This window comes from Marinimicrobium sp. ARAG 43.8, from assembly GCF_050113635.1.
Lineage (GTDB): Bacteria > Pseudomonadota > Gammaproteobacteria > Pseudomonadales > Cellvibrionaceae > Marinimicrobium.
On the sequence record NZ_JBNJLT010000001.1, the window covers coordinates 582,227 to 602,963 of the forward strand.

The window sequence follows — 20,737 nt, forward strand, 5'->3', positions numbered from 1 at the left end:
CCGCCCCCGCTTTTGAGCACGGGCGCCGAAGATAAAAAAACCGCCCGTAGGCGGCTTTGTATAAGGCCAGATGGATCAAGCCCGGATTTTTTTCGGATCATGCGTTTTCAGCCAGTCTTTCAGCGCCGCATCCATTCGAGATTGCCAGCCAGCGCCGGTAGCTTTGAAACTCGCGACGACTTCGGGGCTGTAGCGCACAGACAGTAACTGCTTGGTAGGCGCTTTTTGCGGGCCACGAGTACGGCTGGACAGCGTCTTTTTCAACGAGGCAGGCAGCTTGTCGAAGGTCACCGCCTTCGCAAAATCGGCTTCAGTCCACTCCGGGTTGTCCTGGTCTGTCATTTCAGGGTTGGGTCGCTTGCTCATAACGCTTTACCTCCCGTCTATTGGCTTTGCGAAAGCTGATCACACGAATACCACCCCTTATTTCCACAAACAGCAACACATGCAGGCGCTCGCCGAGAAACCCAATCGCATGCACCCGCGTCTCACCATAGTCTTTGCGTTCGTCCAGGCTAAAGAGAGCCGTTTCAAAGTCGAAATCCCGCGCCCGATCAAAGGGCAGTGCCCTTTCCTGGATATTGCGGTTATTTTTCTGAGGGTCGTAGTCAATCAGCATACCCTAATTGTAACTACAATAAAGAGGGTCATACAAGCACTTTCAACCGACGAGCAGTTTAGAATCGCACTACTATTGTAAACACCCGCCACTTGTCCTAAACTTATTCTACCGCTGGCAAATCCAGCGGTCAGGATTAGCCTCCTGGAAATATGAAAGCGGGCACACCGCTGAACAGCGGTTTTTTTGTGCCCGAAAAACGGCAAGCCTTGTTATGGGCGGGCTGTGTGGGGCACCTTCGGGTGCGCCGGTTTGCTTTCGTTCCGGTAAGGCTAACCCGCACAGTTCCGTCCACCCGATTAGCCTCGGCGTGGACGGATTTTAAACCCTAATACGAAAGGTAAATGCCATGACCAACCCCACCCGTAAACCCAAGTCCACCCACACCACCTCACCCGCCGACCAACTGGCCGCCCTGCGCCAACGCATCGCCGAGCACGAACAACGCCAACTCGCCGACTACAAAGCCCTGCTGGCCGAAGAGGAAGCGCTGAAAGCCGCTCTGAGCGCCGAAGACTCACCAGTGGCCACGTCAGCACCTGCCCCAGACGATATGGTTTTTATGGACGTTCGCCTCAGCGAAGATAGCTTTTACCGGGCACAAACCGCCCGCGATAGCCTTCGCTTGTTCCGGGACATTACCGGGGTGATCACCCAAGACAACCTCACTCTTTCCCCCAATGACTTATGCAGCTTTCTCCACCTGGTGGAAGAGCCCCTGAGCGATAGCCTGGACAGCGGCGAGTGGCACACTGTTCGCGTCCCCCGCCCCGGTGCGTAACTTAACGCTGTAACCGCCCCCGATACACCCGCGCGCGGCTGAGCGTTACGCGCGCGGGTGTCATCATCCGGTGCATGACAAACATCACCGAAGTTATGCGCCTGCTGCACAACCTGATCCGCACCGGCATTGTGGCCGAGGTGGACCACGAGGCCGAGCGCGCCCGGATCCAAACCGGCGAGAACCTGACCGGCTGGGTGCGCTGGACCACCTCTCGTGCCGCCGACACCCACGAGTGGAACCCTCCCGTCATTGGAGAGCAGGTACTGCTGTTGTGCCCCAGTGGTGATCTTGATCAAGGCATCATCCTGGCCAGCCTGACCAGCCGAACCCAGCCACCGCCCTCACGTAGCCCGGATGTACACCGACACCAATACCCCGATGGCAGTTTTGCTGAGTACAACCACCAAACGCACCAGCTCAGCCTGACCATAAAGGGCAGCGTTCAGCTCACAGTAGAAGGTAATTGTTCGGCCACAGTTGGCGGTAACCTGCAAGCCAACGTGACGGGCACCACTACACTGACCGGCAAAAAAGACATCAACGTCAGTGGCCCGAACATCAAGCTCAACGATGGCAAAGGCGTCGTTACCGGGGCACACATCTGCGCTTATACCGGCGCGCCTCACTCCGACTGTTCCAGCTCTGTATTTGCGGGGAAATAAACATGCCGATGAGTGCCAGTGCCCTGGCGGGTGAAATGGTCACCAAACTCGCTGACGCGGGTTTTGTTACCAATAACGAACACGCCAAAACCGAAGCCATGTGCAGCGCTCTGGCACAAGCCGTTGTGGAACACCTGCAGGCGAACGCGCAAGTCACCATCGACAATGGCAGCAGCGCCGGACAGTACAACATTGGGTAATCTATGCGCGGCATGAACGCAAAAACCGGGAAAGCGTTACAGGGCATTGACCATATCCGCCAAAGCCTGACCGACATTCTGGCCACCCCGGTGGGCAGCCGCACTATGCGGCGTGACTACGGATCCTTGCTACCGGACTTAATCGACCAGCCACTGAATGCCACCACCTTGTTGCAAAGCTACGCCGCTGCCGCCATCAGCATTGCCCAGTTTGAACCCCGCGTGCAGGTGGAGAAAATCAGCCGTGCGGTAAATGCCGAACGCCCTGGCACCGCCCAGTTAACGGTTGAACTGGTTCGGCTGGATACCGGCACCACCGAGCGCGCCCAACTGGCACTCACCTTACCCAACGGACAATCCGCATGAGTAGCAAAGGCCCCATTGATCTATCCCGTATTCCCGCACCCGATGTGGTGGAAGAGCTGGACTTTGAAACCCTCTTTAACGATACCTGCGATGATCTCATTGCTCGCGATCCACAGTTGGCGGACGTGCTGGCATTAGAGTCCGAACCGCTCACCAAACTGGTACAAGTATGCGCTTACCGGGAAATGCTCGTTCGCCAACGTGTGAATGAAGCGGCCCGTGCCGTCATGCTGGCCTATGCTCTGAACGGCGACCTGGACAACCTCGGTGTGCTACTGGGTGTGGAGCGCTTGGTCACGGCTCCCGGCGACAACACCGCCACGCCGCCCGTGCCACCAACGTATGAAACCGACGAAGACTTCCGTTTACGCATTCAATTAGCGCTGGATGGACTCAGCACCGCTGGCCCCGAGCGCGCCTACGTTTACCATGCGCTGTCCGTTGATGGCCGCATACTGGACGCCACAGCCGATGCACCCACATTCAGCCAGGCAGAGGTAGAGCCAGCGCTGCTGGCTCAACTACCGCCCAATAGCATTGTGCTGCAAGTGGATTACGATGCGGGGCTGGAGCAGCCTATGCCTGGCGATGTTGTTATCAACATATTGTCGCGCGACGGCGACGGCCACCCCGATTCAGAATTGGTGAATGCCGTTGGCCTTGCTCTCAGCGCGGAAGACCTTCGCCCAATGACCGATAGAGTCAACGCGCGCGGCGCTGACATTCTTCCGTACCAGGTCAACGCTCAGCTTTACACCTATCCCGGGCCGGACACCGACGTCGTACTTTCTACCGCTCAACAGAACATAACCACTTACGTCACCGAGAATAAACGGCTGGGGCGAGCGATCACCCGCTCAGGCATTTACGCCGCATTACACGTCGCTGGTGTTCAGCGAGTGGAAATACAAACGCCCAGCGCCGATATTAATTGCACGGGCTCGCAAGCCGCCCACTGCACCGACATTGACATTGAACACGGCGGAGTGGCCACGTGAGCCTGTTACCACCCGCCACCACGTCATTGGAGCGCGCCGTCGCGGAAACCACCGCGCGACTCTCCCGTGTGGAAACGCCACTGCGTAACCTGTGGAACCCAGACACTTGCCCCGAGGCCCTTCTGCCCTGGTTAGCCTGGTCATTGGGTGTGGATACCTGGAAAAGCTATTGGCCCGCCAGCGTCAAGCGCTCGCTGCTACGCAATGCGGTGAATATTAAACGCCGCAAAGGGACGGCGCTGAGCGTTCGAGAAACGGTTGAAGCCTTCGGCGCGTCCGTCGCGTTACGGGAAGGCTGGGAAAGCAATCCACCCGGACCGCCGCACAGCTTCCGTGTCACCATCAATGCCAATTCAATGGGCGATCAGCCCGTCACCGCCGAGTTCCAGCAAGACATTATTGATGAGGTACAGAGGAACAAACCCGTTCGCTCCTACTTCACTGTTACTGCCGGTGTCAGCGCGCGGTTGAACATCGGTATTGCCGCCGTGGCCCGCGCCGCCACCTATCATCGCCTGGAGTTAAACGAACATGAGTAACGCCTTAACACTTCGCGTCACCAACGCAGGTCGGCAAGCCCTGATCAATGCGGAGAACAGCGGCACCTTGCCACTGACCATCACCAAGATCGCCATCGGTGCCGCGCGCTATGAACCCACCGACGAACAAACCGAATTGGTTGATGAAATAGCGCAACTGGACACCTTTGGCGGTTCTGCCGTGGCCGATGATTTAATCCATATTACCGTTAGGGACGAAAGCACCGCCGTGTACTCACTGGGTGAGTTCGGTCTGGTTACCAATACCGGTGTACTGTTCGCCGTTTACTCCCAGACTGACGCACCCATTCTGGAGAAAAACGCACGAAGCATGATGCTGCTCAGCGTCGATGCAGCGTTCACCACCGTGAATGTCGAAAGCCTGAGTTTCGGCGGCACCGGCTTTTTGTTGCCTCCAGGCACCGAAATCGTGCCGGGCGTTTTGCAATTGGCCGATACCCCAGAGGCGATTGCAGGGGAGAACGACCGCAAGGCCATGACCGCTCGCAAAACCCGCCAGGCCATTAACCGCCACCGTGAAGAAGAAAACGCACACGACTGGAATACTATTGGCAATAAACCCGATCATGCGACACGCTGGCCCAAATGGGCTGAAGTATCTGGAAAGCCGGTGACGTTTACACCTTCCGCGCACAACCACTCATGGAACGAAATAACCGGAAAACCACAGCAAGCAACCCGCTGGCCTGAATGGAATGAAGTCGGCGATAAGCCCACCAGCTTTCCGCCCGAGTCGCACTCCCACGGGTGGGATCAAGTAACCGGCAAGCCCGTTCAAGCGACACGGTGGCCATCATGGGAAGAAGTGTCTGGCAAACCGGCGACTTTTCCACCCAGCTCGCACAACCACCCCTGGTCAGAGGTTACCAGCAAACCGGCCACCGCCACTCGTTGGCCAAGCTGGGCTGAAGTGTCAGGAAAACCCACTTCGTTCCCTGCGTCTTCTCACACGCATGCATGGAATGAGATCAGCGGCAAGCCGACTACTTTTTCACCCAGTACTCACAGCCATGGTGTGGCCACCACTTCCGCAAACGGGTTTATGAGCAATAGCGACAAATCAAAATTAAACGGAATTCAAAGCGGCGCCCAGCAAAACCCTTCAACCACGTCTAGCCGGACCAGTGCCAGCACATCTATTGTGTTGCAGGCTAAAGCGATGAATGATCATCGAGGTAGCGGTGATCACGACAGCCGCTATGTGCGCTTCACTGGTGCAACCGGAGATTCCGAAAGAAGTTTTCCTGTCGGACATACCGTATTGGCCGCGCGAGATTCTGAAACACTGCTGCCCCCGCGTAATGGAGCACGGGGCGTTTACATCTCTTCAAATTTCACTCGGTGCTACACCATTGATATCAGCGCGGCTACATCAAGCAGTCATATCCTTTTAGGAACTTGGCGCTGCCGAGGAGCAAGCGGATCAGGCACGGCCAGCGAAGCCTTTTTAATGCAACGAATAGGATAACGTCATGACAGCGATAGGCCAGATTATAAACCCCAAAAAGATCACCAGCAGCATTGTTCAGTGTCAAGTTCAAATTAAGATGGGAGACGGTATTGGATCCGACTGGGAATGGGTCGAGTACATTGCTGGCCAAGGGGATACGGCATCCACAGGCAATCAAATATGGGCTCGCTTGTGTTCGGGTGATTTCGGGATTGACGAAGGTTTTATTTTGAACTTTTCCCCATCCGACCTCACGCCAGACAGCAATCAGCCTTCAGAATACTGAAGTGTTGTAAACCCCGCAGACACACCCGCGCGCACTTTCCCCCGCGCGCGTAGTGCATGACCATGGCTCTGACATCGCCTTTTTGGCACTCATTACTCAGGAGCCCACCATGCCCGACTCTTATCACCACGGTGTGCGTGTTATCGAAATCAACGAAGGCACGCGCACCATTCGCACACCCTCCACGGCTGTTATTGGTTTGGTGGCCACCGCTGCCGACGCGAACGAGCAGAAGTTCCCACTCAATACGCCGGTACTGGTCACCGATCCACTGTCTGCATCCGGTGAAGCTGGCACACAAGGCACTCTCGCCCGCACACTCAGTGCTATAGCATCACAAACCAGCCCAATGACAGTCGTAGTCCGGGTGGCCGAGGGAGAAGACAGCGCCGAAACAGAAGCCAATGTTATCGGCGATGTAGTTGACGGCAAGAAAACCGGGCTGAAAGCGTTATTGGCAGCCGAGCAACGTTTTGGTATTAAGCCCCGCATTCTGGGCGCGCCCGGCCTGGATACCGAGAACGTAACACCTGAGCTGGTCAGCATCGCACAAAAGTTACGCGGTTTCGCCTATGCAAGCTGCCATAACTGCGACTCCATGGAAGAAGCTGCCATGTATCGCGAAGGTTTTGCAGCACGTGAATTAATGTTGCTCTGGCCAAACTTTGAAGCGTTCAACACCACCAGTCAAAGCACTGTAGAAGCCGATGCAACAGCTTACGCACTGGGATTGCGCGCCAAGATTGATCAAACCGTTGGCTGGCACAAAACCCTATCCAACGTGGCGGTAAACGGTGTGACCGGCATTAGTAAAGATGTGTTCTTTGATCTGCAAGACCCCAGCACCGATGCCGGATACCTGAACGAAGCCGACATCACCACGCTGATTAACCGTGAAGGCTTTCGCTTTTGGGGAAGCCGCACCTGTTCAGACGACCCGCTGTTCGCCTTTGAAAACTACGCCCGTACCGCCCAGGTACTAGCCGACACCATGGCCGAAGCACACTTCTGGGCCGTCGACAAACCCATGCACCCCTCCTTGGCCAAAGACATTCTCGAAGGTATCAACGCCAAGATGCGCAGCCTGAAAACGCTCGGTCTGATCATTGACGGCGGTGCCTGGTTCGATGATGAAGTGAACACCTCGGACACCCTCAAGGCGGGAAAGCTCTACATTGACTACGACTACACACCCGTGCCACCGCTAGAAAATCTTCAACTACGGCAGCGTATTACTGACCGCTACCTGGTCGATTTTGCAGCCAGCGTTCGCGCCTAACCAGCCGCTTACGGCGCTGTTCGCGGCGCCCTTTTTACTGACAATACCAAGGTAACCCATCATGGCACTTCCCAAAAAACTCCGCGACTTTAACTTGTTCGGCGACGGCGAAGCCTGGCAGAGCCAAATTGCTGAACTCGCCCTGCCCAAGCTCACCCGAAAAATGGAGGAGTATCGGGGCAGTGGTATGGACGGCACGCTGGAAATTGATATGGGGCAGGAAAAAATCGAGTTCGAGTGGACCGCTGCGGGGCTGATCGAAAGCATTTTCGACGGTTATGGTGCGACGGCACCGGACCACAGCCTGCTCCGTTTTTCCGGTGCTTACGTGCGTGACGATACCGGAGAAACCACCTCTGCGGACGTTATCGTTCGAGGCCGCCACCGCGAGATTGACATGGGCACGGCCAAAGCCGGCGAGAACAATGAAATCAAAGTCGTCACCACATGCAGCTACTACAAGCTGGTGATCGATGGCCAAACCTTTTTGGAAATTGATGTGCCAGGCAACGTGTTTATCGGACCGGATGGCGTTGATCGGATGGCTGAACGCCGCCGCGCTACCGGCTTGTAATTCACTGGCCGGGTTCTGCCCGGCTGACTTTCTCCACCCCAGTAAGAGACAACACCATGAGCACCAAAACCAAAACCGATGCTTCCAACACCATCACACTGGATCAGCCCATTCCCCGGGGCGGCAATGACATTACCACCCTCACTCTGCGCAAGCCCGCCAGCGGCGAGCTGCGTGGGCTAAACCTGTACGACCTTATGCAGATGGACGTGACGGCGCTGTGCAAGCTGGTACCACGCATTGCCACGCCCAGCATTGCCGAAGCCGATGTGCGCCAAATGGCGCCGAGTGACTTGACTCAAATTGGTATGGAGGTGAATGGTTTTTTGCTGCCGAAATCGGCGAGAGCGGACGCATTCCTCGCCGAGTAGACGACGCCATGGCGGACATTGCCGCCATCTTTCACTGGGGGCCACAGCAGATGCACACCATGCCCCTGCACGAGCTAATGGACTGGAGAGAGCAGGCCCGCCTGCGTAGTGGAGCAGACGATTCATGAATGCTATAGTGGTCAAACATTGGTTGTTATGGACGTTACACCATGGGCACTTTCATCGCCTGGTCATTACTGGGCCTGTTTATCGCCGTACTGATCGGCAGCGCGTTGGGCGCTGGCAGCCTTTTGGCCGCTGGCGCACGCGCTTTGCTCAAGCGCGGCGAACCCTCCCCCTCAACATCTCTGAACACACTGCACCAGGCCCAGGCCGAACAGGCCGCCTTCGAGCAGGAGCAAGCCAGACTGGCTCTCGAACATCAGCGCGAGCTGGCCGCCATTCGTCGGAGCGAACCACCCCGGTAACACCCTATCGGCGGGTCCAGTAAATGGACCGCCGCCTACAGCTACAGCTGGTCCTGAGTGCCGTCGATAAAGTCACCGGCCCGCTGAAACGTGCCTCCCAAAGCAGTAGCCGGGCCGCTGAGGCCTTGCGAAGCACTCGCCAACAACTTCGACAGGTGGATAACGCCGCGCGAGACCTGCGTAGCCTACGGGAGGTCAACGCTCACCTTAGAGCCAACCGCTCCCGGTTGGAACAAAGCCGAGCCAGCCAAGCCGCACACACCGAAGCCCTGAAGAAACAGCAGGTGGCACATCAGGGTATTCAAAGCGCTTTGCAAAACGCCAGGCGTCACCATAACCGGCTGGCTAAAGCCTTGGTCTCCGGTAAAGGCGAAAGCGAAGAGTTCAGGCGTGAGTACGAAAAAGCCACCATCAGCCTACGCAACCAGGAGCAAGCGCACTCCAAGTCATCTCAAACACTTAAACGGTATCGGGACCGTACCAAGAACACCCGTACCCAGGTTGAACAACTCACTCGCCGCCAACAGCAACTGACTGCCCGGCTGGATCCTCTGCGCCAACGTCTGCAAGCCGCTGGCGTCAACACTGATCAAATGGGCCAGAGCGCCCGGCGGTTGCGAGCCGACAGTGACGCGCTTAAAACCTCACTCACCCAGCAAAAAAACCGGCTTGATCAGCTCACTGCCAGCCAGGAGCGTTATCAAAACCGTGTGGCAAAAATGCGTGGCCTCCACCGTGCTGGCATGAGCGTGGCCGCCCATGGTGCCGGGGCGATGATGATGGGCCGCGCCGCTGGGCAGCGTATGGTGGACCTGATTGCACCCGGTATTAGCTACGGCCAACAAATGAGCGAATTGCAGGCCGTTGCACGACTGAACCGCGACGACCCTCGCTTTACCATGCTTCGCGATCAGGCCAGAGAGCTGGGCGGATCCACGGCATTCAGCGCCACCGAAGTCGGCGCCGGACAAACGTTTCTCGCCCGAGCCGGGTTTACACCGGAGGCCATACGCGCCTCCATGCGCGACATGCTCGACTTGGCCCTGGCTAACGGCACCGACCTGGCTCGCACCGCAGACATCGCCTCCAACATCAGCAGCGCGTTCAAAATCGACCCGGAAACCGAAGGCAACATGCAGCGTGTAGCCGATGTGCTCTCCGGTACCGCCAGCCGCGCCAATGTTGATCTGGAAATGCTTGGTGAAACCATGAAGTACCTCGGCCAGGCTGAAGGGCTGGACGTGTCGCTGGAACAAGCGGCCACCTTTGCCGGGCTATTGGGTAATATCGGCATTCAAGGGAGCCAGGCAGGCACCACACTTCGCGCCATGCTCAGCCGTCTTTCTGCACCGCGCGGCGAAGCGCGTAAAGCCATGGATGCACTCGGCCTCCGGGTAGACGATGAAAGCGGCAACATGCGAGACATCATGGCAATTCTGGATGATGTGTCATGGGCCACAGAGAAGATGGGCAACGTAGAGCGCTCCAGCTACCTCAAACGAATTTTTGGGGATGAGGCCGGTTCCGGCATGGCGGAGCTGATCCGTCAGCAAGGTTCGGGCGGCGTATCGGAGCTACTTAAACAGCTGCAAAATGTTCAGGGCGAGAATAGCGCTATGGCGGCTGTACGCGCTGACAACCTCGGTGGAGATCTCAAAAGCCTACGCAGTGCCTGGGAAGAAGTTGGCATCACTGTGAGCGATGTGAACAACGGCCCTTTGCGTGACTTCATTCAGTCACTTACCGAAACAGTAAGAGGTATCTCTGCGTGGGTAAAAGAGAACCCAGAACTGGCCGCCCGGCTGGCCAAAATTGCCGCAGGTGTCACGCTGGTACTACTCGTGCTCGGCCCTCTGGCCATTGTATTGGGCACCTCCATGATGGCGCTCTCCGGCTTTGGGCGAGTGCTGCTGGCTATTCCTGCAACTCTGCGCTTACTCAGCAAAGCATTGATCATCACCGGCAAGGCCTTGCTGTGGATCGGGCGCATACTGCTAATGAACCCCATTGGCTTATTGGTTACCGCCATTGCCGGTGGCGCTTACCTGATTTGGCGCGACTGGGAACCGCTCAGTGAATGGTTCTCTGGGCTTTGGACCACCATCAGTATCGGCATCCAATCATTCTGGGCGGGTTTAAAGCAAGCGTGGCAAGGTGGCTGGTCGGGCATGACAGAGTGGACGCTGGACGGCCTGGCCGCCATCGGCAAAGTCATTCTGGACTGGAGCCCAATCGGCTTATTCTACAAGGCGTTTGCCGGTGTGCTCCGTTACTTTGAATTTGACCTTCCCGCCAGCTTTACAGAGTTTGGAGCAGAACTCATTAACGGTTTGGTCTCCGGCATCGTCAGTAAATTCGGCGATGTGAAAAAGGCAGTGTCCGACATCGCCGACAGCACCATTGGCTGGTTCAAAGAAAAGCTGGGCATCAACTCCCCAAGCCGAGTCTTCGCCAGCTTCGGCCACGACACCTTGGCGGGCTACCAACAAGGGCTGGACAGAAACACCCGGCAAACACTGAACCAGGTGGACACCCTCACCAAACGCATTACTGCAGCCGGGGCAGGTGTAGCCCTTACCGGTGCGCTGGCCATGCCGGTGGCCGCCGATATGCAGTGGGACACTCGCCCTCCTATCAGCCGAACCCAACCAGCACCGACAGCCACCGGTGAGCGTATTGAAATTCACATTCACGCCGCTCCCGGCATGAGTGAAATGGCCATTGCCCAACAAGTTGAACGCCTGCTGGATGAACGCGAACGACAACGCGCCGCCCGTTCCCGCTCCGCACTTTACGACCGGTAAACAGCCATGATGATGACACTGGGTTTTTTCGTCTTTGAGATCCACACCGCGCCTTACCAACAGCTACAGCGGCAAACAGAGTGGCGCCACAACAGCCAAAACCGCGTTGGTCAACGCCCTGCCTACCAATACCTGGGGCCGGGTGAAGACACTATTACCCTAAGCGGTACGCTCTATCCGGAACTCACCGGTGGCCGCCTCAGTTTGGATCTCATTCGTACCATGGGTGACCAGGGTAAAGCCTGGCCTCTCATTGAGGGCAGCGGACGGCTGTATGGATTCTGGGCCGTTACATCCGTCAGTGAAACCAGCAGCGAATTTTTCCGCGACGGAGTCCCTAAGAAAATCGAATTTTCCATAGCGTTAACCCGCGTGGATGAAAAACGTCTGGACTTACTCGGCACGGCCACCAACGCCGGTTTACTGGCCGCCAGCGGATTACTGGCCGCCCCGCTGAATCGTGCGCGAGATACGTTGAGCGGGGCGTTAGAGCAGGTTACCCGGCTATGAACCCATACCCACACGCCGCTCCGCGCTATCGTCTGGTCGTCAATGGCGAAGACATTACGCCCACCGTCAATGGACGGCTAATCAGCTTGGCAATTACCGAGAACAGTGGCGACGAAGCCGATACCATGAACCTGATACTCAGCGACCACGATAACCAGCTGGGTATCCCACCGCATGGCGCCGAGATTCAAGTGGCCATCGGTTGGGAAGGCGAGCCCTTAATAGATAAAGGGCTGTTTACCGTGGATGAAACCGAGCACAGCGGCCCGCCCGACCAACTGACCATACGCGCCCGCAGTGCCAACCTGCGCGACGATCTACCCGGCAAAAAATCCCGTAGTTGGTACCGGGTAACCATCGGTGAGCTGGTGCAGGAAATCGCGGCAGAACATGGCCTGAAAGCGGTCGTCTCACCTCGCCTGTCCGGGGTTAGGCTACCGTCCCCGCAGCAAACGGCAGAGAGCGACCTGAACTTCCTGACACGCATCGGCAAACCTTATGACGCTCTCGTATCGGTCAAAGAAAACCGACTGTTATTCATCCCCAAAGCTCAAGCCACCACCCTGTCTGGGGCCGACCTCCCCCCGGTAACGATTCAGCGGCGCGACACCGACCAGCACCGCTACTCCCACATAGAACGTGACGCCTACACCGGAGTGCGTGCCAAGTGGAACGATATAGATGGTGGGCGTTACGAATGGGTGGTCGCGGGCAGCCCCGAGAAGGCCACCGAGCTACCGGAAACCTTTGCGACCGAGCACGACGCCATGACCGCCGCCACGGCAGAGTGGGCACGACTGGAACGAGGGAAAGCGACGCTCAACTTGACGCTGGCGCGAGGGGAGGCGGCGCTACAGGTGGAAACGCCGCTTCGGCTACAGGGTTGGAAGGACGATATTGATGCAAAATGGTGGATAGTATTGCGCGTGGATCATCGATTAATGGAGAGTGGGTTTAATAGTTCAGTTGAGTCCGAGACAAAGTAATGTTGTAGCGTATTTCCACCTTGGCAGCAATACGTTGCCCAAAGCAACAAATCGGCACGATTATTGCTTAAAATCACATATGTGTGCCACACCACAGAAAATAGAAAAAAATCAGTTATACTTGAAGTATATCCCCATTGTATATACATTAAGCATCCGGGCAGGGGCTTCGGGCGTATATACATGGACTTCACGGGGCTTAACTTATGGCCAATGGCATCAAAATTGACCCATCAATTCAAAGTAAGCTTAAGGTCAAACACAACGTTAAGTGTTCTGAAGTATTGGAATGCTTCGCCAATGTGTCGAAGGGTTTTTTAACCGATAACAGAGAAACCCACAAAACAAACCCTCCCACCCAGTGGTTTGTTGAGCAAACAGATAATGGAAGATGGCTTTTTATAGCCTTTATGTATATTGATGAAACGGTTGTTATCAAAACAGCCTATGATGCTGACGAAACAAAAAAGCGTTTATACAGCAAATTAGTCAGCAATTAATGTAAGAAACGAGGTGAACTTACCATGTCCAAGACAAAAGAGTTCGAAGGAACACCGGAAAACTGGGAGCAAGGCGTACTCGGCTCTGAGGAAAAACATGCTTCTTTGTCTGAACTTAGCGTAGAAGCGGTGAGCGCGGCTGTAGGCCTTAAAACTATTTCTATTAGAATGCAGCCAGCCTTGCTGGAAGAGCTAAAAATGATAGCCGACTTCCACAGCATAGGATATCAGCCTCTAATGAAGCAGATCTTACGTCGTTTTGTAGATGCCGAGCTTAAGCGAATTGTAAGGGAACTCCATTCAGAGATATCTGACCCTAAAAATTCAGATGATAAGACGCCATCTCCAGATGACTTATCCGACTGCGCCTAAAACAATTACCACAGATAAAAATGGGGCGAGAAAACGCCCCATTTTTATTTTAACAGTTAACGAGGAGAGAGCAGGTTTCATATTGCAGTAAAGCCCGAGCCAAAATACTTATACTAGTCGTGAGCTTACCTCACGGCTCATATCATGCAACTTTTTTTACATCCAACGAATTAGGAATTTTCACCCATTTACCCGCTACTAGAATTTCAGAGCCTACCCTTTTTTTTGCAGCCACATAATTAATGTCAAAAGTGTATATTCTTCGCCCACGATAAAGCCTCCTTATTTCTGGGACATTATCATAAGTTAGAATCCAAGATCTTTCGAGACCCTTTATCTCGTTCGACAAGTCCTTGTGATCGTCATGTTCATAAAAGTTGGTGTAAAGGGTTGACCCTTTATCATAGTAGGGTGGGTCTATACAGTAGAAACTATTTTCCGGCAAATATTTATCAGACTCTCTTATAAATTCTACTGCATCCAAATTGGACAAGTGTATACGGTGCCGGTACTTATTAATTCGCTCAATTTTTGAAATTAACGTCTCTTTATTAAAACGACAATCAATTTTATAAGGTCCATCTTGAGCCACCCCCCCAATAACTCCTGCTTTACAGATAATCCCTGACCTATTCGTCCTATTCAAATAAAAAGCTGAAAATCCTAAATCAAAATCTGAGCACTCTTTTTCCTCCCATATCTCACGCTGCTTTCGCCATTCGTCTAATGTAACTGGCGTATTTTTTATTTTTTCAATAAATTCTTTGTGATTATTTAGCACAGCATCCCAAAAAGCCCAAATAGATCTGTCGATATCATTGACATGTATCTCATGCACATAACCTTTAAACATTAAATTAAGAGCCAGCCCACACCCACCTGCATAGGGCTCTACATAGGAACCTCGTTCCAACTTATTGGCTTTAATAATTGTTGAAACCATCTCGATTATAGATGACTTCCCACCAGGATAACGAAGTGGAGAGGATGTGGTTGACATAGATGAATCCTTTTCCAAGCTGGGAAATAACGGAATTCTAACAAAACCCATCAATTACGGCCACACCTTGTCAACCATAAATTCAACAATTGCCGATACGTTGTCCCACTCTCTTTTTAGCTGTCTGGAATCCGGCGTATGAGAAGCATGGGCAAATGCTCCTAGGGTTTTTGGGGAAAAGACATGATTCTCATTTGAGTTCACACGCCTTAGCGCGCCCAAAGCCTTGTGCTGCTCATGAGTAAGGGATTCCTTTATACTTTCAATCTGTTTTATATTTGCCGCCAGAACTTCATTCATTTTTCCTGAATGCCTTTTCCCTATGACCTTTTCATGATAATACCTGTACACATCCTCCAAGAAGGACCGACACACTCCCGACGCAGCAAAGGGAAACTCATCGCAATCCAACCTTTTCAGCTCAATACATACGCGACTGAGAATTTTGTTATTAATTTTAACGGAAAAATCAGAGCTTACAATGGTTTTTCTCGAGTCTGGATTAGGAGAATTTCGCTTTCTTTTTTTTGTTTTTAATTTAGAACCGGCAGCATCACTTAATGAATACTCTTCGGTATGATCATCAACTTTAGGAGCAATACCTTGCTTTTTCAGCTTTCTAGCGTATTCAACCCAATCTTTACTTTTTGACCGCGAGCTTACACCTCCGCCCGCCGTAACTAAATCTTTACAAAACCTCCCAAGAACCTTATTAAAAGCTTCTTTCTTTACAGATATTTTTACTTCTGGATCAGACCTTCCTGAAGACACACCAATCGTGTCTCTAAAGACAGGGTTGCCGAGATACCTAGTAGCAGTGGTCAATATCCTTCCTTGACGATCTTCATCAGTTATAAGTCCCTCCTTTACTGCGTAATCCAGCAATTTAACTGCCAATGCGTTATTGTTTGATCCACCAAAGAAGCGGGCTTTCTGATCAGATTTCCAAGGGACCAACCCTGCACCATCCTGCTCCCCATTATGCCGCCTCTCAAGCCAAATTCTTGCCTCATCTTTACTAGAAAACTCCACCACATTAACCTTATCGGGAATGGCCTCGCTACCTTGAGCTAGTTTAGCGAAGTATTTCCGCTCTCCTGCTGGCGCAAGGGCCGGGTCGTTCAGAGCTAATAACGCACAGGTTCTTCGATTGCCTTCAATAACAAATTTATTGCCAGATTTATCTTTTACAACAGCAAAAAGCTCCAACGGATTAATACCCTCTTCCGCGATACTCCTAGCTAATCTTTTAACCTTCTCTTTTGCTATTAGCTCCTCCATTATTTTCGGCTGATCCTTAATAGGCTCATGTCTGGGATTATCAGGATCAAGATATAGGTCTAACACCGGAAGACTATTAAATTCCATATTAAGCTCCTTAATTTTTAAGTTTCCTAGAAGGATAAGATTAACTGAAACAGTCCAGCAAACATTTACAATTATCCGGTCTTCACGCCTGCCGTCGGTTTCTGAATCGCACTAGCTAAACGTTCCAACGCTCGCTGATCGTCATCGCAAAGCTGTTGGTAATTATCAAGAAGGGCGGAGGCCCGAGGGGATAGGGAAGGCGCAGAAACTCGATTCCCTGTCATGATGTACTGTATATCGGCCCCTGCCGCTGCAAAAGCGAACAATACTTCTCCTCCGGGGGTGGCCTGCCCCCTCTCATATTTGCCCCACATCTCACGGGAAACACCCGTCTCATGGGCGATTTCAGCTTGGTTAAGACCCAGCCGTAACCTCTCTTCCTTAATTCTAGGGGCCATAAGAGAACTCTGATTCACAAAATCTCCTTGCAAAAGAGAACTTTTGTTCCCATAATTGCCTTATCTTCAACCTTTGAAGGAACTTTAAGACATGAGCACCAAAAACACCAGCAATCGGGCGCCAAAAACGCACGTCATGGTCACCCTCCCTCCTGAGTCTCGATCAGCGGTAGAAACACTCGCCGAACGGGAAGACCGCAGCATGTCCTCAATCTGCCGGCGCTTCATTGAGCAAGGGCTCGCCACCACCAAAACCACACATTACCCGGAGCAATAGGGAGATAGCCGCTATGCCGACGCCCCTTCAAGCCCCCGAAAAATCCCGACTGCGCTGCCCTTTCTGCGGGGAGGCCGCTCGCATTCGCACCAGTCGACCCATCACGCCGCTGTATCGCGATGGCATCGTTGAGTGCCAGAACATTGAGCACTGCGGCTGGCGAGGCCGTTATTCGGTGGAGTTGCTGGCCACGCTCACGCCTTCGGCCAAAAGCGATAGCACGACTCCGGCACCACTGCCCGAAACACCTTACCTGCTGCCCGACGCCGCTGTGGCACTACCGGTACGAGCCAGGCCAAAGACTAAAAACCCCAACGACCCCGACCGGGACCAGTTGGACATTTTCAAACGATAGGAGCCCACCATGAGCGCCAACACTCAACACCCCAACCCTGAACTGCTGGCCGCCACGTTGCTCGCCGGTGAGATGCGCCGCCATAGCAACCGACGCCAGGTGGTCGCTCGCTGCCGCGACGGCTTAATACAAATGGCAGGAATCCCGAGAGAACGGGCCGAGCTGCTGGCTTGGAGAGCCTTGGCCGACTGGGAAAGCCAACAGGTGCCCGCGGGGCACTTTATCGATACGGCGGCCACCACCGATAACTTGCTGGTGATTCGCACCCCGGCACAAAGCGTGGTGCTCACCTTGCGGGACTTGTTGGATGGGCTACAACAGAGCCAACCCTCAACGCCAGGCCGCACCGACGGCAAGCCCACGCTGCATTGAGGCCAATACCATGAAAGCCACCGCCCGCACTCACGCTCATTGCGCCCCTAACGGGGCGATTCACTTTGGCACTTACACGCCCGGACAGCACATTCCGTTGGCCGTAGGGGAAGATGCGCTGGTCCGTCGTCGAATCACGGCCACCGCGCGACGTAGCCCTCAAGGTCAGTTGTTTGTACCTGGTGTGGCCGAAGCCTTCGCCAACGGGCACACCCGTGAACGCTACTCCGCCATCGCCCGCTACATTGTCGAGCTGGACCAGTTCAGCGGCCCCGGTTTTATGGCGGTAGGCGCATGACGCCCAACCGCGAAAAGGCACCACGCGAGTGGGCGCAGGAAGTCGCCGCGCTGCCCTCTCTGCCCGAACGGCGCGCACGGCTTAACGAAGTGCCTGTTCACCTGGCTCCCCTTGTAAAAACGCATTTGAAGACTATCTGGGATCGGAAAAACAACCATGCAGCTCAATGAAGTCAAAAGCCGGGTGGATCTGCACGACCTGGCCGAAAAGCTGGGCCTTGAACGACCAGACCCGTCTGGCAATTACCGCAGCCCCCACCATGCGGATAGCTCTCCGTCCCTCTCCATTTACAACGGGCGCGATGGGGTTCAACGTTGGAAAGACTTTAGCGGCGACGAAGGCGGTGACTGCTTTGACCTGGTTGCGTTTGTGGATCAATGCGATGAATTCACAGCCATTAAACGGGTTCGAGAGTGGTACAACTTGCCCAGCGAGCCCGCAGCCAATTCCGGGAGCAACACCAAGCTCAGCACCATTGAATATATCGCCCAGCAGTGTCTGAAAGATACCGCCCGGGCCATAAAGTATCTGGTTGAAGAGCGCGGCTTAGAGTCCACCGTGGTAAACACCGCCATCGCTCGCCGTGCTGTCGGGTTCAGTACTTACACCAGTGCACAAAAGGAGCCCGGGCAACTGGGTTACGGTGGACCAGCGGTAGCGTTCATCTGCCGCGATCCATTGAACGGTGTGGTGCGTGGTGTGGATTATCGGTATCTGGACCCATCGCTCAATGGTGACCTGAAAACCAAGAGCCAGGGTGATAAATCTGGTGTCCTTTGGACCAGTTGCTGGACTCGATTAAAGAAGGCTCACACGGTGCTGGTTGTGGAGAGCGCAATTAACGCCTTAAGTGCGGAGTCTTCCTGGGGCGGTAAAAAGGGTTTTGCTGCACTGGCCGTGCGCGGTACAGCGAACACCGATGTTGACTGGAGTTTTCTCAAGGGCAAGCGCGTTATTCTGTGCTTTGATAATGATGCCCCGATTGAAAGTGGCCCCAAGAAAGGCCAACGGCCCGGCCCGGAAGCGGCATGGAAAATTCACGAGGCTCTGACCAGTATAAATATTCCCGCCATGATGGTGGATTACTGCACCACCGAGTGGGAAAACATCAATGACCTGAACGACTACTTAAAAGCGCATGGCGCCTTCTCCACCCGGATCGCCATTGAGCGCGTAGAGCCATGGCTCATTCCCGGCTTACCCGGCACCGATGATAAAGACCAGTATGTATCCAATGGTCGCCCCCGTATTTACTTACCTCCGCATGACTTTTCCGTGTACTGGAAGTATCGAACCAAGCCGGACTTCACGAGCTTGGTGAAGATCACCCAGGACAACGAAGGCAACCAAAACAAAGCCTTTGAGGACGTATGCGGTTTTCGCATTGCGGCGCTCTCCCGTATCACCATTGCCAGTGCAAATGCCACCATGGCCGGAGGCGAAGATGCGCAGCCTACCACCGTTTTTGCCGCTGCCGTGCAAATCCCACGACACGGTAACACCTTACTGCGCCGAGTAATGAGTGACGATGGCCTGCACAACATCACCAACTGGAACAAGTTCGGCCCGATCTTTCGGCCGCAGCCGTTCTCACGTCTGCTCACTTTGTGGGAGCGCGCCACGGACATAGGGGCACGGAAGGCGGCCAACTTCGTCGGTCTGTGCTATCGCGATGGAAAACCCACAGTGAACGAAGGCACCGACTGCTATTTCTCCGAGCCAGAGAAGCAGTGCCCTTATCACAACCTGACCTTCCCGGCAGGCCCAGTGAGCGACGCTGCCCGCGTGATTCACGCCTACCAGCACACCATGGGCAACAACGCCGCTGCTCAACTTCTCACATGGTCTTTGGGATGCCACCTGAAAGCTTACTTGGGGTTTTGGCCACACATGGTGTTGCAGGCGGACAAAGGCGCGGGGAAAACCACGCTGACAAAAGCCATGGAGGGCACTGTGGCATTCACGATGTTCAGTGGCCAAAGCCTGGCTACGGAGTTCCGCCTGGTCACGAGCGTTTCCCACACCAGCCACCCCGTAGGGTGGGAAGAGTTGTCCGCTCGCCGACAGGACGTTATCGACAAAGCCGTTGCACTACTGCAGGAAACCTACCAGTACTCTGTCACCCGTCGCGGCGGAGATATGACGGAATTCTTGCTCAGCGCGCCCGTGCTGTTAGGCGGCGAAGATGTGCCGGTGGATAGCCTGCAGGGGAAAATTGTTCGCACCCAGTTAACGGGCCGAAAAGGCGAAATGCTACCCGCTGACCTGCCGCGCTTCCCCGTGCGCCAATGGCTTCAATTTCTCGCCGGTCTGGACCCCTTGCGCATACGTGAGCTGCACCACACCGCGCGAACAAAATTGATGACCCGCTCCGCAGCCAGCGCACAGGATGACGGTGCCAAGCGCATGGTGGAGAACTACGCCGCACTGGCGACCGCCTGGCGCTTGCTGTGCGAGTTCGCCGGTATTGCCATCGAGCAAGAGCGCTTCCCCGATGACTTGGTGCATGAAATGAACAGCCACGTCATTGAGTCACGCGCGACACGCGAGCCATGGGTTTGGATTATGGAAATCGTTCTGGGAGAGATCGACCGGGGCGAGTTCAGCTACCCCTTCAAGTTCGAGATCCAGCAAGACGGCGACACCTGGTTAATGCTTCGACCCACGCACTGCATGTCCCACATTTCGCAAACCGGCGCTCTGCGCGCCAAGTTTGATGCACTGCCCGTAAAAACCGCCAAGGTGTTCGCCCGACAGTTAGAGCGCGCTGGCGTCATTGTTCAAAGCGGGTTGGAGCGCAGCATCAACCGCACCCGAGTGGCACACCTCTACGCCATTAGCCTGACACAGCTGGCTGATTACGGCCTCAGTGTATCGGTACCAGATGAATCACCTGTGTACACCTAAGGGAGACACCACC

The 20,737-nt window shown here is 54.5% G+C and carries 29 protein-coding genes; 24 read left to right on the forward strand and 5 right to left on the reverse strand.

All coding sequences use genetic code 11. The features are described from left to right. Positions 1–75: 75 nt before the first annotated feature. Entirely contained in the window at positions 76–366 is a 291-nt protein-coding gene (locus ACQCLF_RS02405) for a BrnA antitoxin family protein (protein WP_426984718.1), read from the reverse strand. After that, positions 344–619, reverse strand: a complete 276-nt coding sequence (locus ACQCLF_RS02410; protein ID WP_426984719.1) for a BrnT family toxin — start codon at positions 617–619, stop codon at positions 344–346. Before ACQCLF_RS02410 ends, ACQCLF_RS02405 begins: the two co-directional genes overlap by 23 nt. A gap of 349 nt (positions 620–968) precedes the next feature. Here ACQCLF_RS02410 and ACQCLF_RS02415 point away from each other — a divergent pair, with 349 nt between their 5' ends. From ACQCLF_RS02415 to ACQCLF_RS02500, 18 genes are all read left to right on the forward strand, one after another. Further along, complete coding sequence (locus tag ACQCLF_RS02415; protein WP_426984720.1) at positions 969–1,400, forward strand: hypothetical protein; 432 nt, start codon at positions 969–971, stop codon at positions 1,398–1,400. A gap of 74 nt (positions 1,401–1,474) precedes the next feature. After that, positions 1,475–2,065 carry a phage baseplate assembly protein V gene (locus tag ACQCLF_RS02420; protein WP_426984721.1) on the forward strand — a complete coding sequence of 197 codons (591 nt, stop codon included), beginning with the start codon at positions 1,475–1,477 and terminating at the stop codon, positions 2,063–2,065. A gap of 2 nt (positions 2,066–2,067) precedes the next feature. Beyond that, entirely contained in the window at positions 2,068–2,265 is a 198-nt protein-coding gene (locus ACQCLF_RS02425) for a hypothetical protein (RefSeq protein WP_426984722.1), read from the forward strand. Positions 2,266–2,268: 3 nt separating this feature from the next. Beyond that, positions 2,269–2,631 (forward strand): GPW/gp25 family protein, encoded by a 363-nt coding sequence (locus ACQCLF_RS02430; protein ID WP_426984723.1) that lies wholly within the window; start codon positions 2,269–2,271, stop codon positions 2,629–2,631. Further along, complete coding sequence (locus ACQCLF_RS02435; RefSeq protein ID WP_426984724.1) at positions 2,628–3,629, forward strand: baseplate assembly protein; 1,002 nt, start codon at positions 2,628–2,630, stop codon at positions 3,627–3,629. Before ACQCLF_RS02430 ends, ACQCLF_RS02435 begins: the two co-directional genes overlap by 4 nt. Then, positions 3,626–4,168 (forward strand): phage tail protein I, encoded by a 543-nt coding sequence (locus ACQCLF_RS02440; protein WP_426984725.1) that lies wholly within the window; start codon positions 3,626–3,628, stop codon positions 4,166–4,168. The genes ACQCLF_RS02435 and ACQCLF_RS02440 overlap by 4 nt, the downstream gene beginning before the upstream one ends. After that, positions 4,161–5,657 (forward strand): hypothetical protein, encoded by a 1,497-nt coding sequence (locus ACQCLF_RS02445; RefSeq protein WP_426984726.1) that lies wholly within the window; start codon positions 4,161–4,163, stop codon positions 5,655–5,657. The genes ACQCLF_RS02440 and ACQCLF_RS02445 overlap by 8 nt, the downstream gene beginning before the upstream one ends. 4 nt (positions 5,658–5,661) lie before the next feature. Beyond that, entirely contained in the window at positions 5,662–5,925 is a 264-nt protein-coding gene (locus ACQCLF_RS02450; protein ID WP_426984727.1) for a hypothetical protein, read from the forward strand. A 109-nt stretch (positions 5,926–6,034) separates the two neighbouring features. After that, positions 6,035–7,204, forward strand: coding sequence for a phage tail sheath protein (locus ACQCLF_RS02455; RefSeq protein WP_426984728.1), 1,170 nt, complete (start codon positions 6,035–6,037; stop codon positions 7,202–7,204). 61 nt (positions 7,205–7,265) lie between these two features. Further along, complete coding sequence (locus ACQCLF_RS02460) at positions 7,266–7,778, forward strand: phage major tail tube protein (RefSeq protein ID WP_426984729.1); 513 nt, start codon at positions 7,266–7,268, stop codon at positions 7,776–7,778. Positions 7,779–7,834: 56 nt separating this feature from the next. Then, a complete protein-coding gene (locus ACQCLF_RS02465; RefSeq protein ID WP_426984730.1) occupies positions 7,835–8,149 on the forward strand; it encodes a phage tail assembly protein in 315 nt (104 codons plus the stop codon). Between the two features lie 8 nt (positions 8,150–8,157). After that, on the forward strand, positions 8,158–8,277 hold the full coding sequence (locus ACQCLF_RS02470; RefSeq protein ID WP_426984731.1) for a GpE family phage tail protein: 120 nt from the start codon (positions 8,158–8,160) through the stop codon (positions 8,275–8,277). A gap of 42 nt (positions 8,278–8,319) precedes the next feature. Beyond that, positions 8,320–8,577 (forward strand): hypothetical protein, encoded by a 258-nt coding sequence (locus ACQCLF_RS02475; RefSeq protein ID WP_426984732.1) that lies wholly within the window; start codon positions 8,320–8,322, stop codon positions 8,575–8,577. A 23-nt stretch (positions 8,578–8,600) separates the two neighbouring features. Further along, complete coding sequence (locus ACQCLF_RS02480) at positions 8,601–11,381, forward strand: phage tail tape measure protein (RefSeq protein ID WP_426984733.1); 2,781 nt, start codon at positions 8,601–8,603, stop codon at positions 11,379–11,381. 6 nt (positions 11,382–11,387) lie between these two features. Continuing rightward, positions 11,388–11,891 carry a phage tail protein gene (locus tag ACQCLF_RS02485; protein WP_426984734.1) on the forward strand — a complete coding sequence of 168 codons (504 nt, stop codon included), beginning with the start codon at positions 11,388–11,390 and terminating at the stop codon, positions 11,889–11,891. Next, positions 11,888–12,877, forward strand: a complete 990-nt coding sequence (locus tag ACQCLF_RS02490; protein ID WP_426984735.1) for a contractile injection system protein, VgrG/Pvc8 family — start codon at positions 11,888–11,890, stop codon at positions 12,875–12,877. The genes ACQCLF_RS02485 and ACQCLF_RS02490 overlap by 4 nt, the downstream gene beginning before the upstream one ends. Before the next feature lie 206 nt (positions 12,878–13,083). Then, positions 13,084–13,377: a hypothetical protein gene (locus ACQCLF_RS02495; RefSeq protein ID WP_426984736.1), complete on the forward strand. Its 294-nt coding sequence runs from the start codon at positions 13,084–13,086 to the stop codon at positions 13,375–13,377. Between the two features lie 24 nt (positions 13,378–13,401). Continuing rightward, positions 13,402–13,749, forward strand: coding sequence for a hypothetical protein (locus ACQCLF_RS02500; protein ID WP_426984737.1), 348 nt, complete (start codon positions 13,402–13,404; stop codon positions 13,747–13,749). A gap of 142 nt (positions 13,750–13,891) precedes the next feature. Here ACQCLF_RS02500 and ACQCLF_RS02505 read toward each other — a convergent pair whose 3' ends face one another. From ACQCLF_RS02505 to ACQCLF_RS02515, 3 genes are all read right to left on the reverse strand, one after another. Beyond that, positions 13,892–14,749 carry a DNA adenine methylase gene (locus ACQCLF_RS02505; protein WP_426984738.1) on the reverse strand — a complete coding sequence of 286 codons (858 nt, stop codon included), beginning with the start codon at positions 14,747–14,749 and terminating at the stop codon, positions 13,892–13,894. A gap of 54 nt (positions 14,750–14,803) precedes the next feature. Then, entirely contained in the window at positions 14,804–16,117 is a 1,314-nt protein-coding gene (locus ACQCLF_RS02510) for a hypothetical protein (RefSeq protein ID WP_426984739.1), read from the reverse strand. Between the two features lie 71 nt (positions 16,118–16,188). Further along, entirely contained in the window at positions 16,189–16,533 is a 345-nt protein-coding gene (locus tag ACQCLF_RS02515; protein WP_426984740.1) for a helix-turn-helix domain-containing protein, read from the reverse strand. 73 nt (positions 16,534–16,606) lie between these two features. On the opposite strand from ACQCLF_RS02515, the gene ACQCLF_RS02520 reads away from it, so the two are divergent. From ACQCLF_RS02520 to ACQCLF_RS02545, 6 genes are read left to right on the forward strand one after another with little or no spacing between them, the layout of a single operon-like run. Next, positions 16,607–16,792, forward strand: coding sequence for a hypothetical protein (locus ACQCLF_RS02520; RefSeq protein ID WP_426984741.1), 186 nt, complete (start codon positions 16,607–16,609; stop codon positions 16,790–16,792). A 13-nt stretch (positions 16,793–16,805) separates the two neighbouring features. Next, positions 16,806–17,147, forward strand: a complete 342-nt coding sequence (locus tag ACQCLF_RS02525; protein ID WP_426984742.1) for an ogr/Delta-like zinc finger family protein — start codon at positions 16,806–16,808, stop codon at positions 17,145–17,147. A 9-nt stretch (positions 17,148–17,156) separates the two neighbouring features. Beyond that, complete coding sequence (locus ACQCLF_RS02530; protein ID WP_426984743.1) at positions 17,157–17,519, forward strand: hypothetical protein; 363 nt, start codon at positions 17,157–17,159, stop codon at positions 17,517–17,519. A gap of 10 nt (positions 17,520–17,529) precedes the next feature. Continuing rightward, complete coding sequence (locus ACQCLF_RS02535) at positions 17,530–17,817, forward strand: hypothetical protein (protein ID WP_426984744.1); 288 nt, start codon at positions 17,530–17,532, stop codon at positions 17,815–17,817. Further along, entirely contained in the window at positions 17,814–17,987 is a 174-nt protein-coding gene (locus ACQCLF_RS02540; protein WP_426984745.1) for a hypothetical protein, read from the forward strand. Before ACQCLF_RS02535 ends, ACQCLF_RS02540 begins: the two co-directional genes overlap by 4 nt. Further along, complete coding sequence (locus ACQCLF_RS02545) at positions 17,974–20,724, forward strand: toprim domain-containing protein (RefSeq protein ID WP_426984746.1); 2,751 nt, start codon at positions 17,974–17,976, stop codon at positions 20,722–20,724. The genes ACQCLF_RS02540 and ACQCLF_RS02545 overlap by 14 nt, the downstream gene beginning before the upstream one ends. Positions 20,725–20,737: the final 13 nt, after the last annotated feature.

Excerpts from the sequence above, each read along its gene's own strand:
- ACQCLF_RS02405 (WP_426984718.1), bottom strand. The coding sequence starts at position 366 with ATGAGCAAGCGACCCAACCCTGAAATGACAGACCAGGACAACCCGGAG.
- ACQCLF_RS02445 (WP_426984726.1), top strand. The coding sequence starts at position 4,161 with ATGAGTAACGCCTTAACACTTCGCGTCACCAACGCAGGTCGGCAAGCC.
- ACQCLF_RS02510 (WP_426984739.1), bottom strand. The coding sequence starts at position 16,117 with ATGGAATTTAATAGTCTTCCGGTGTTAGACCTATATCTTGATCCTGAT.
- ACQCLF_RS02535 (WP_426984744.1), top strand. The coding sequence starts at position 17,530 with ATGAAAGCCACCGCCCGCACTCACGCTCATTGCGCCCCTAACGGGGCG.
- ACQCLF_RS02415 (WP_426984720.1), top strand. The coding sequence starts at position 969 with ATGACCAACCCCACCCGTAAACCCAAGTCCACCCACACCACCTCACCC.
- ACQCLF_RS02520 (WP_426984741.1), top strand. The coding sequence starts at position 16,607 with ATGAGCACCAAAAACACCAGCAATCGGGCGCCAAAAACGCACGTCATG.
- ACQCLF_RS02455 (WP_426984728.1), top strand. The coding sequence starts at position 6,035 with ATGCCCGACTCTTATCACCACGGTGTGCGTGTTATCGAAATCAACGAA.
- ACQCLF_RS02525 (WP_426984742.1), top strand. The coding sequence starts at position 16,806 with ATGCCGACGCCCCTTCAAGCCCCCGAAAAATCCCGACTGCGCTGCCCT.
- ACQCLF_RS02505 (WP_426984738.1), bottom strand. The coding sequence starts at position 14,749 with ATGTCAACCACATCCTCTCCACTTCGTTATCCTGGTGGGAAGTCATCT.
- ACQCLF_RS02465 (WP_426984730.1), top strand. The coding sequence starts at position 7,835 with ATGAGCACCAAAACCAAAACCGATGCTTCCAACACCATCACACTGGAT.
- ACQCLF_RS02460 (WP_426984729.1), top strand. The coding sequence starts at position 7,266 with ATGGCACTTCCCAAAAAACTCCGCGACTTTAACTTGTTCGGCGACGGC.
- ACQCLF_RS02485 (WP_426984734.1), top strand. The coding sequence starts at position 11,388 with ATGATGATGACACTGGGTTTTTTCGTCTTTGAGATCCACACCGCGCCT.
- ACQCLF_RS02425 (WP_426984722.1), top strand. The coding sequence starts at position 2,068 with ATGCCGATGAGTGCCAGTGCCCTGGCGGGTGAAATGGTCACCAAACTC.
- ACQCLF_RS02480 (WP_426984733.1), top strand. The coding sequence starts at position 8,601 with ATGGACCGCCGCCTACAGCTACAGCTGGTCCTGAGTGCCGTCGATAAA.
- ACQCLF_RS02530 (WP_426984743.1), top strand. The coding sequence starts at position 17,157 with ATGAGCGCCAACACTCAACACCCCAACCCTGAACTGCTGGCCGCCACG.
- ACQCLF_RS02490 (WP_426984735.1), top strand. The coding sequence starts at position 11,888 with ATGAACCCATACCCACACGCCGCTCCGCGCTATCGTCTGGTCGTCAAT.
- ACQCLF_RS02540 (WP_426984745.1), top strand. The coding sequence starts at position 17,814 with ATGACGCCCAACCGCGAAAAGGCACCACGCGAGTGGGCGCAGGAAGTC.
- ACQCLF_RS02420 (WP_426984721.1), top strand. The coding sequence starts at position 1,475 with ATGACAAACATCACCGAAGTTATGCGCCTGCTGCACAACCTGATCCGC.
- ACQCLF_RS02450 (WP_426984727.1), top strand. The coding sequence starts at position 5,662 with ATGACAGCGATAGGCCAGATTATAAACCCCAAAAAGATCACCAGCAGC.
- ACQCLF_RS02435 (WP_426984724.1), top strand. The coding sequence starts at position 2,628 with ATGAGTAGCAAAGGCCCCATTGATCTATCCCGTATTCCCGCACCCGAT.
- ACQCLF_RS02545 (WP_426984746.1), top strand. The coding sequence starts at position 17,974 with ATGCAGCTCAATGAAGTCAAAAGCCGGGTGGATCTGCACGACCTGGCC.
- ACQCLF_RS02470 (WP_426984731.1), top strand. The coding sequence starts at position 8,158 with ATGGCGGACATTGCCGCCATCTTTCACTGGGGGCCACAGCAGATGCAC.
- ACQCLF_RS02430 (WP_426984723.1), top strand. The coding sequence starts at position 2,269 with ATGCGCGGCATGAACGCAAAAACCGGGAAAGCGTTACAGGGCATTGAC.
- ACQCLF_RS02410 (WP_426984719.1), bottom strand. The coding sequence starts at position 619 with ATGCTGATTGACTACGACCCTCAGAAAAATAACCGCAATATCCAGGAA.
- ACQCLF_RS02500 (WP_426984737.1), top strand. The coding sequence starts at position 13,402 with ATGTCCAAGACAAAAGAGTTCGAAGGAACACCGGAAAACTGGGAGCAA.
- ACQCLF_RS02495 (WP_426984736.1), top strand. The coding sequence starts at position 13,084 with ATGGCCAATGGCATCAAAATTGACCCATCAATTCAAAGTAAGCTTAAG.
- ACQCLF_RS02475 (WP_426984732.1), top strand. The coding sequence starts at position 8,320 with ATGGGCACTTTCATCGCCTGGTCATTACTGGGCCTGTTTATCGCCGTA.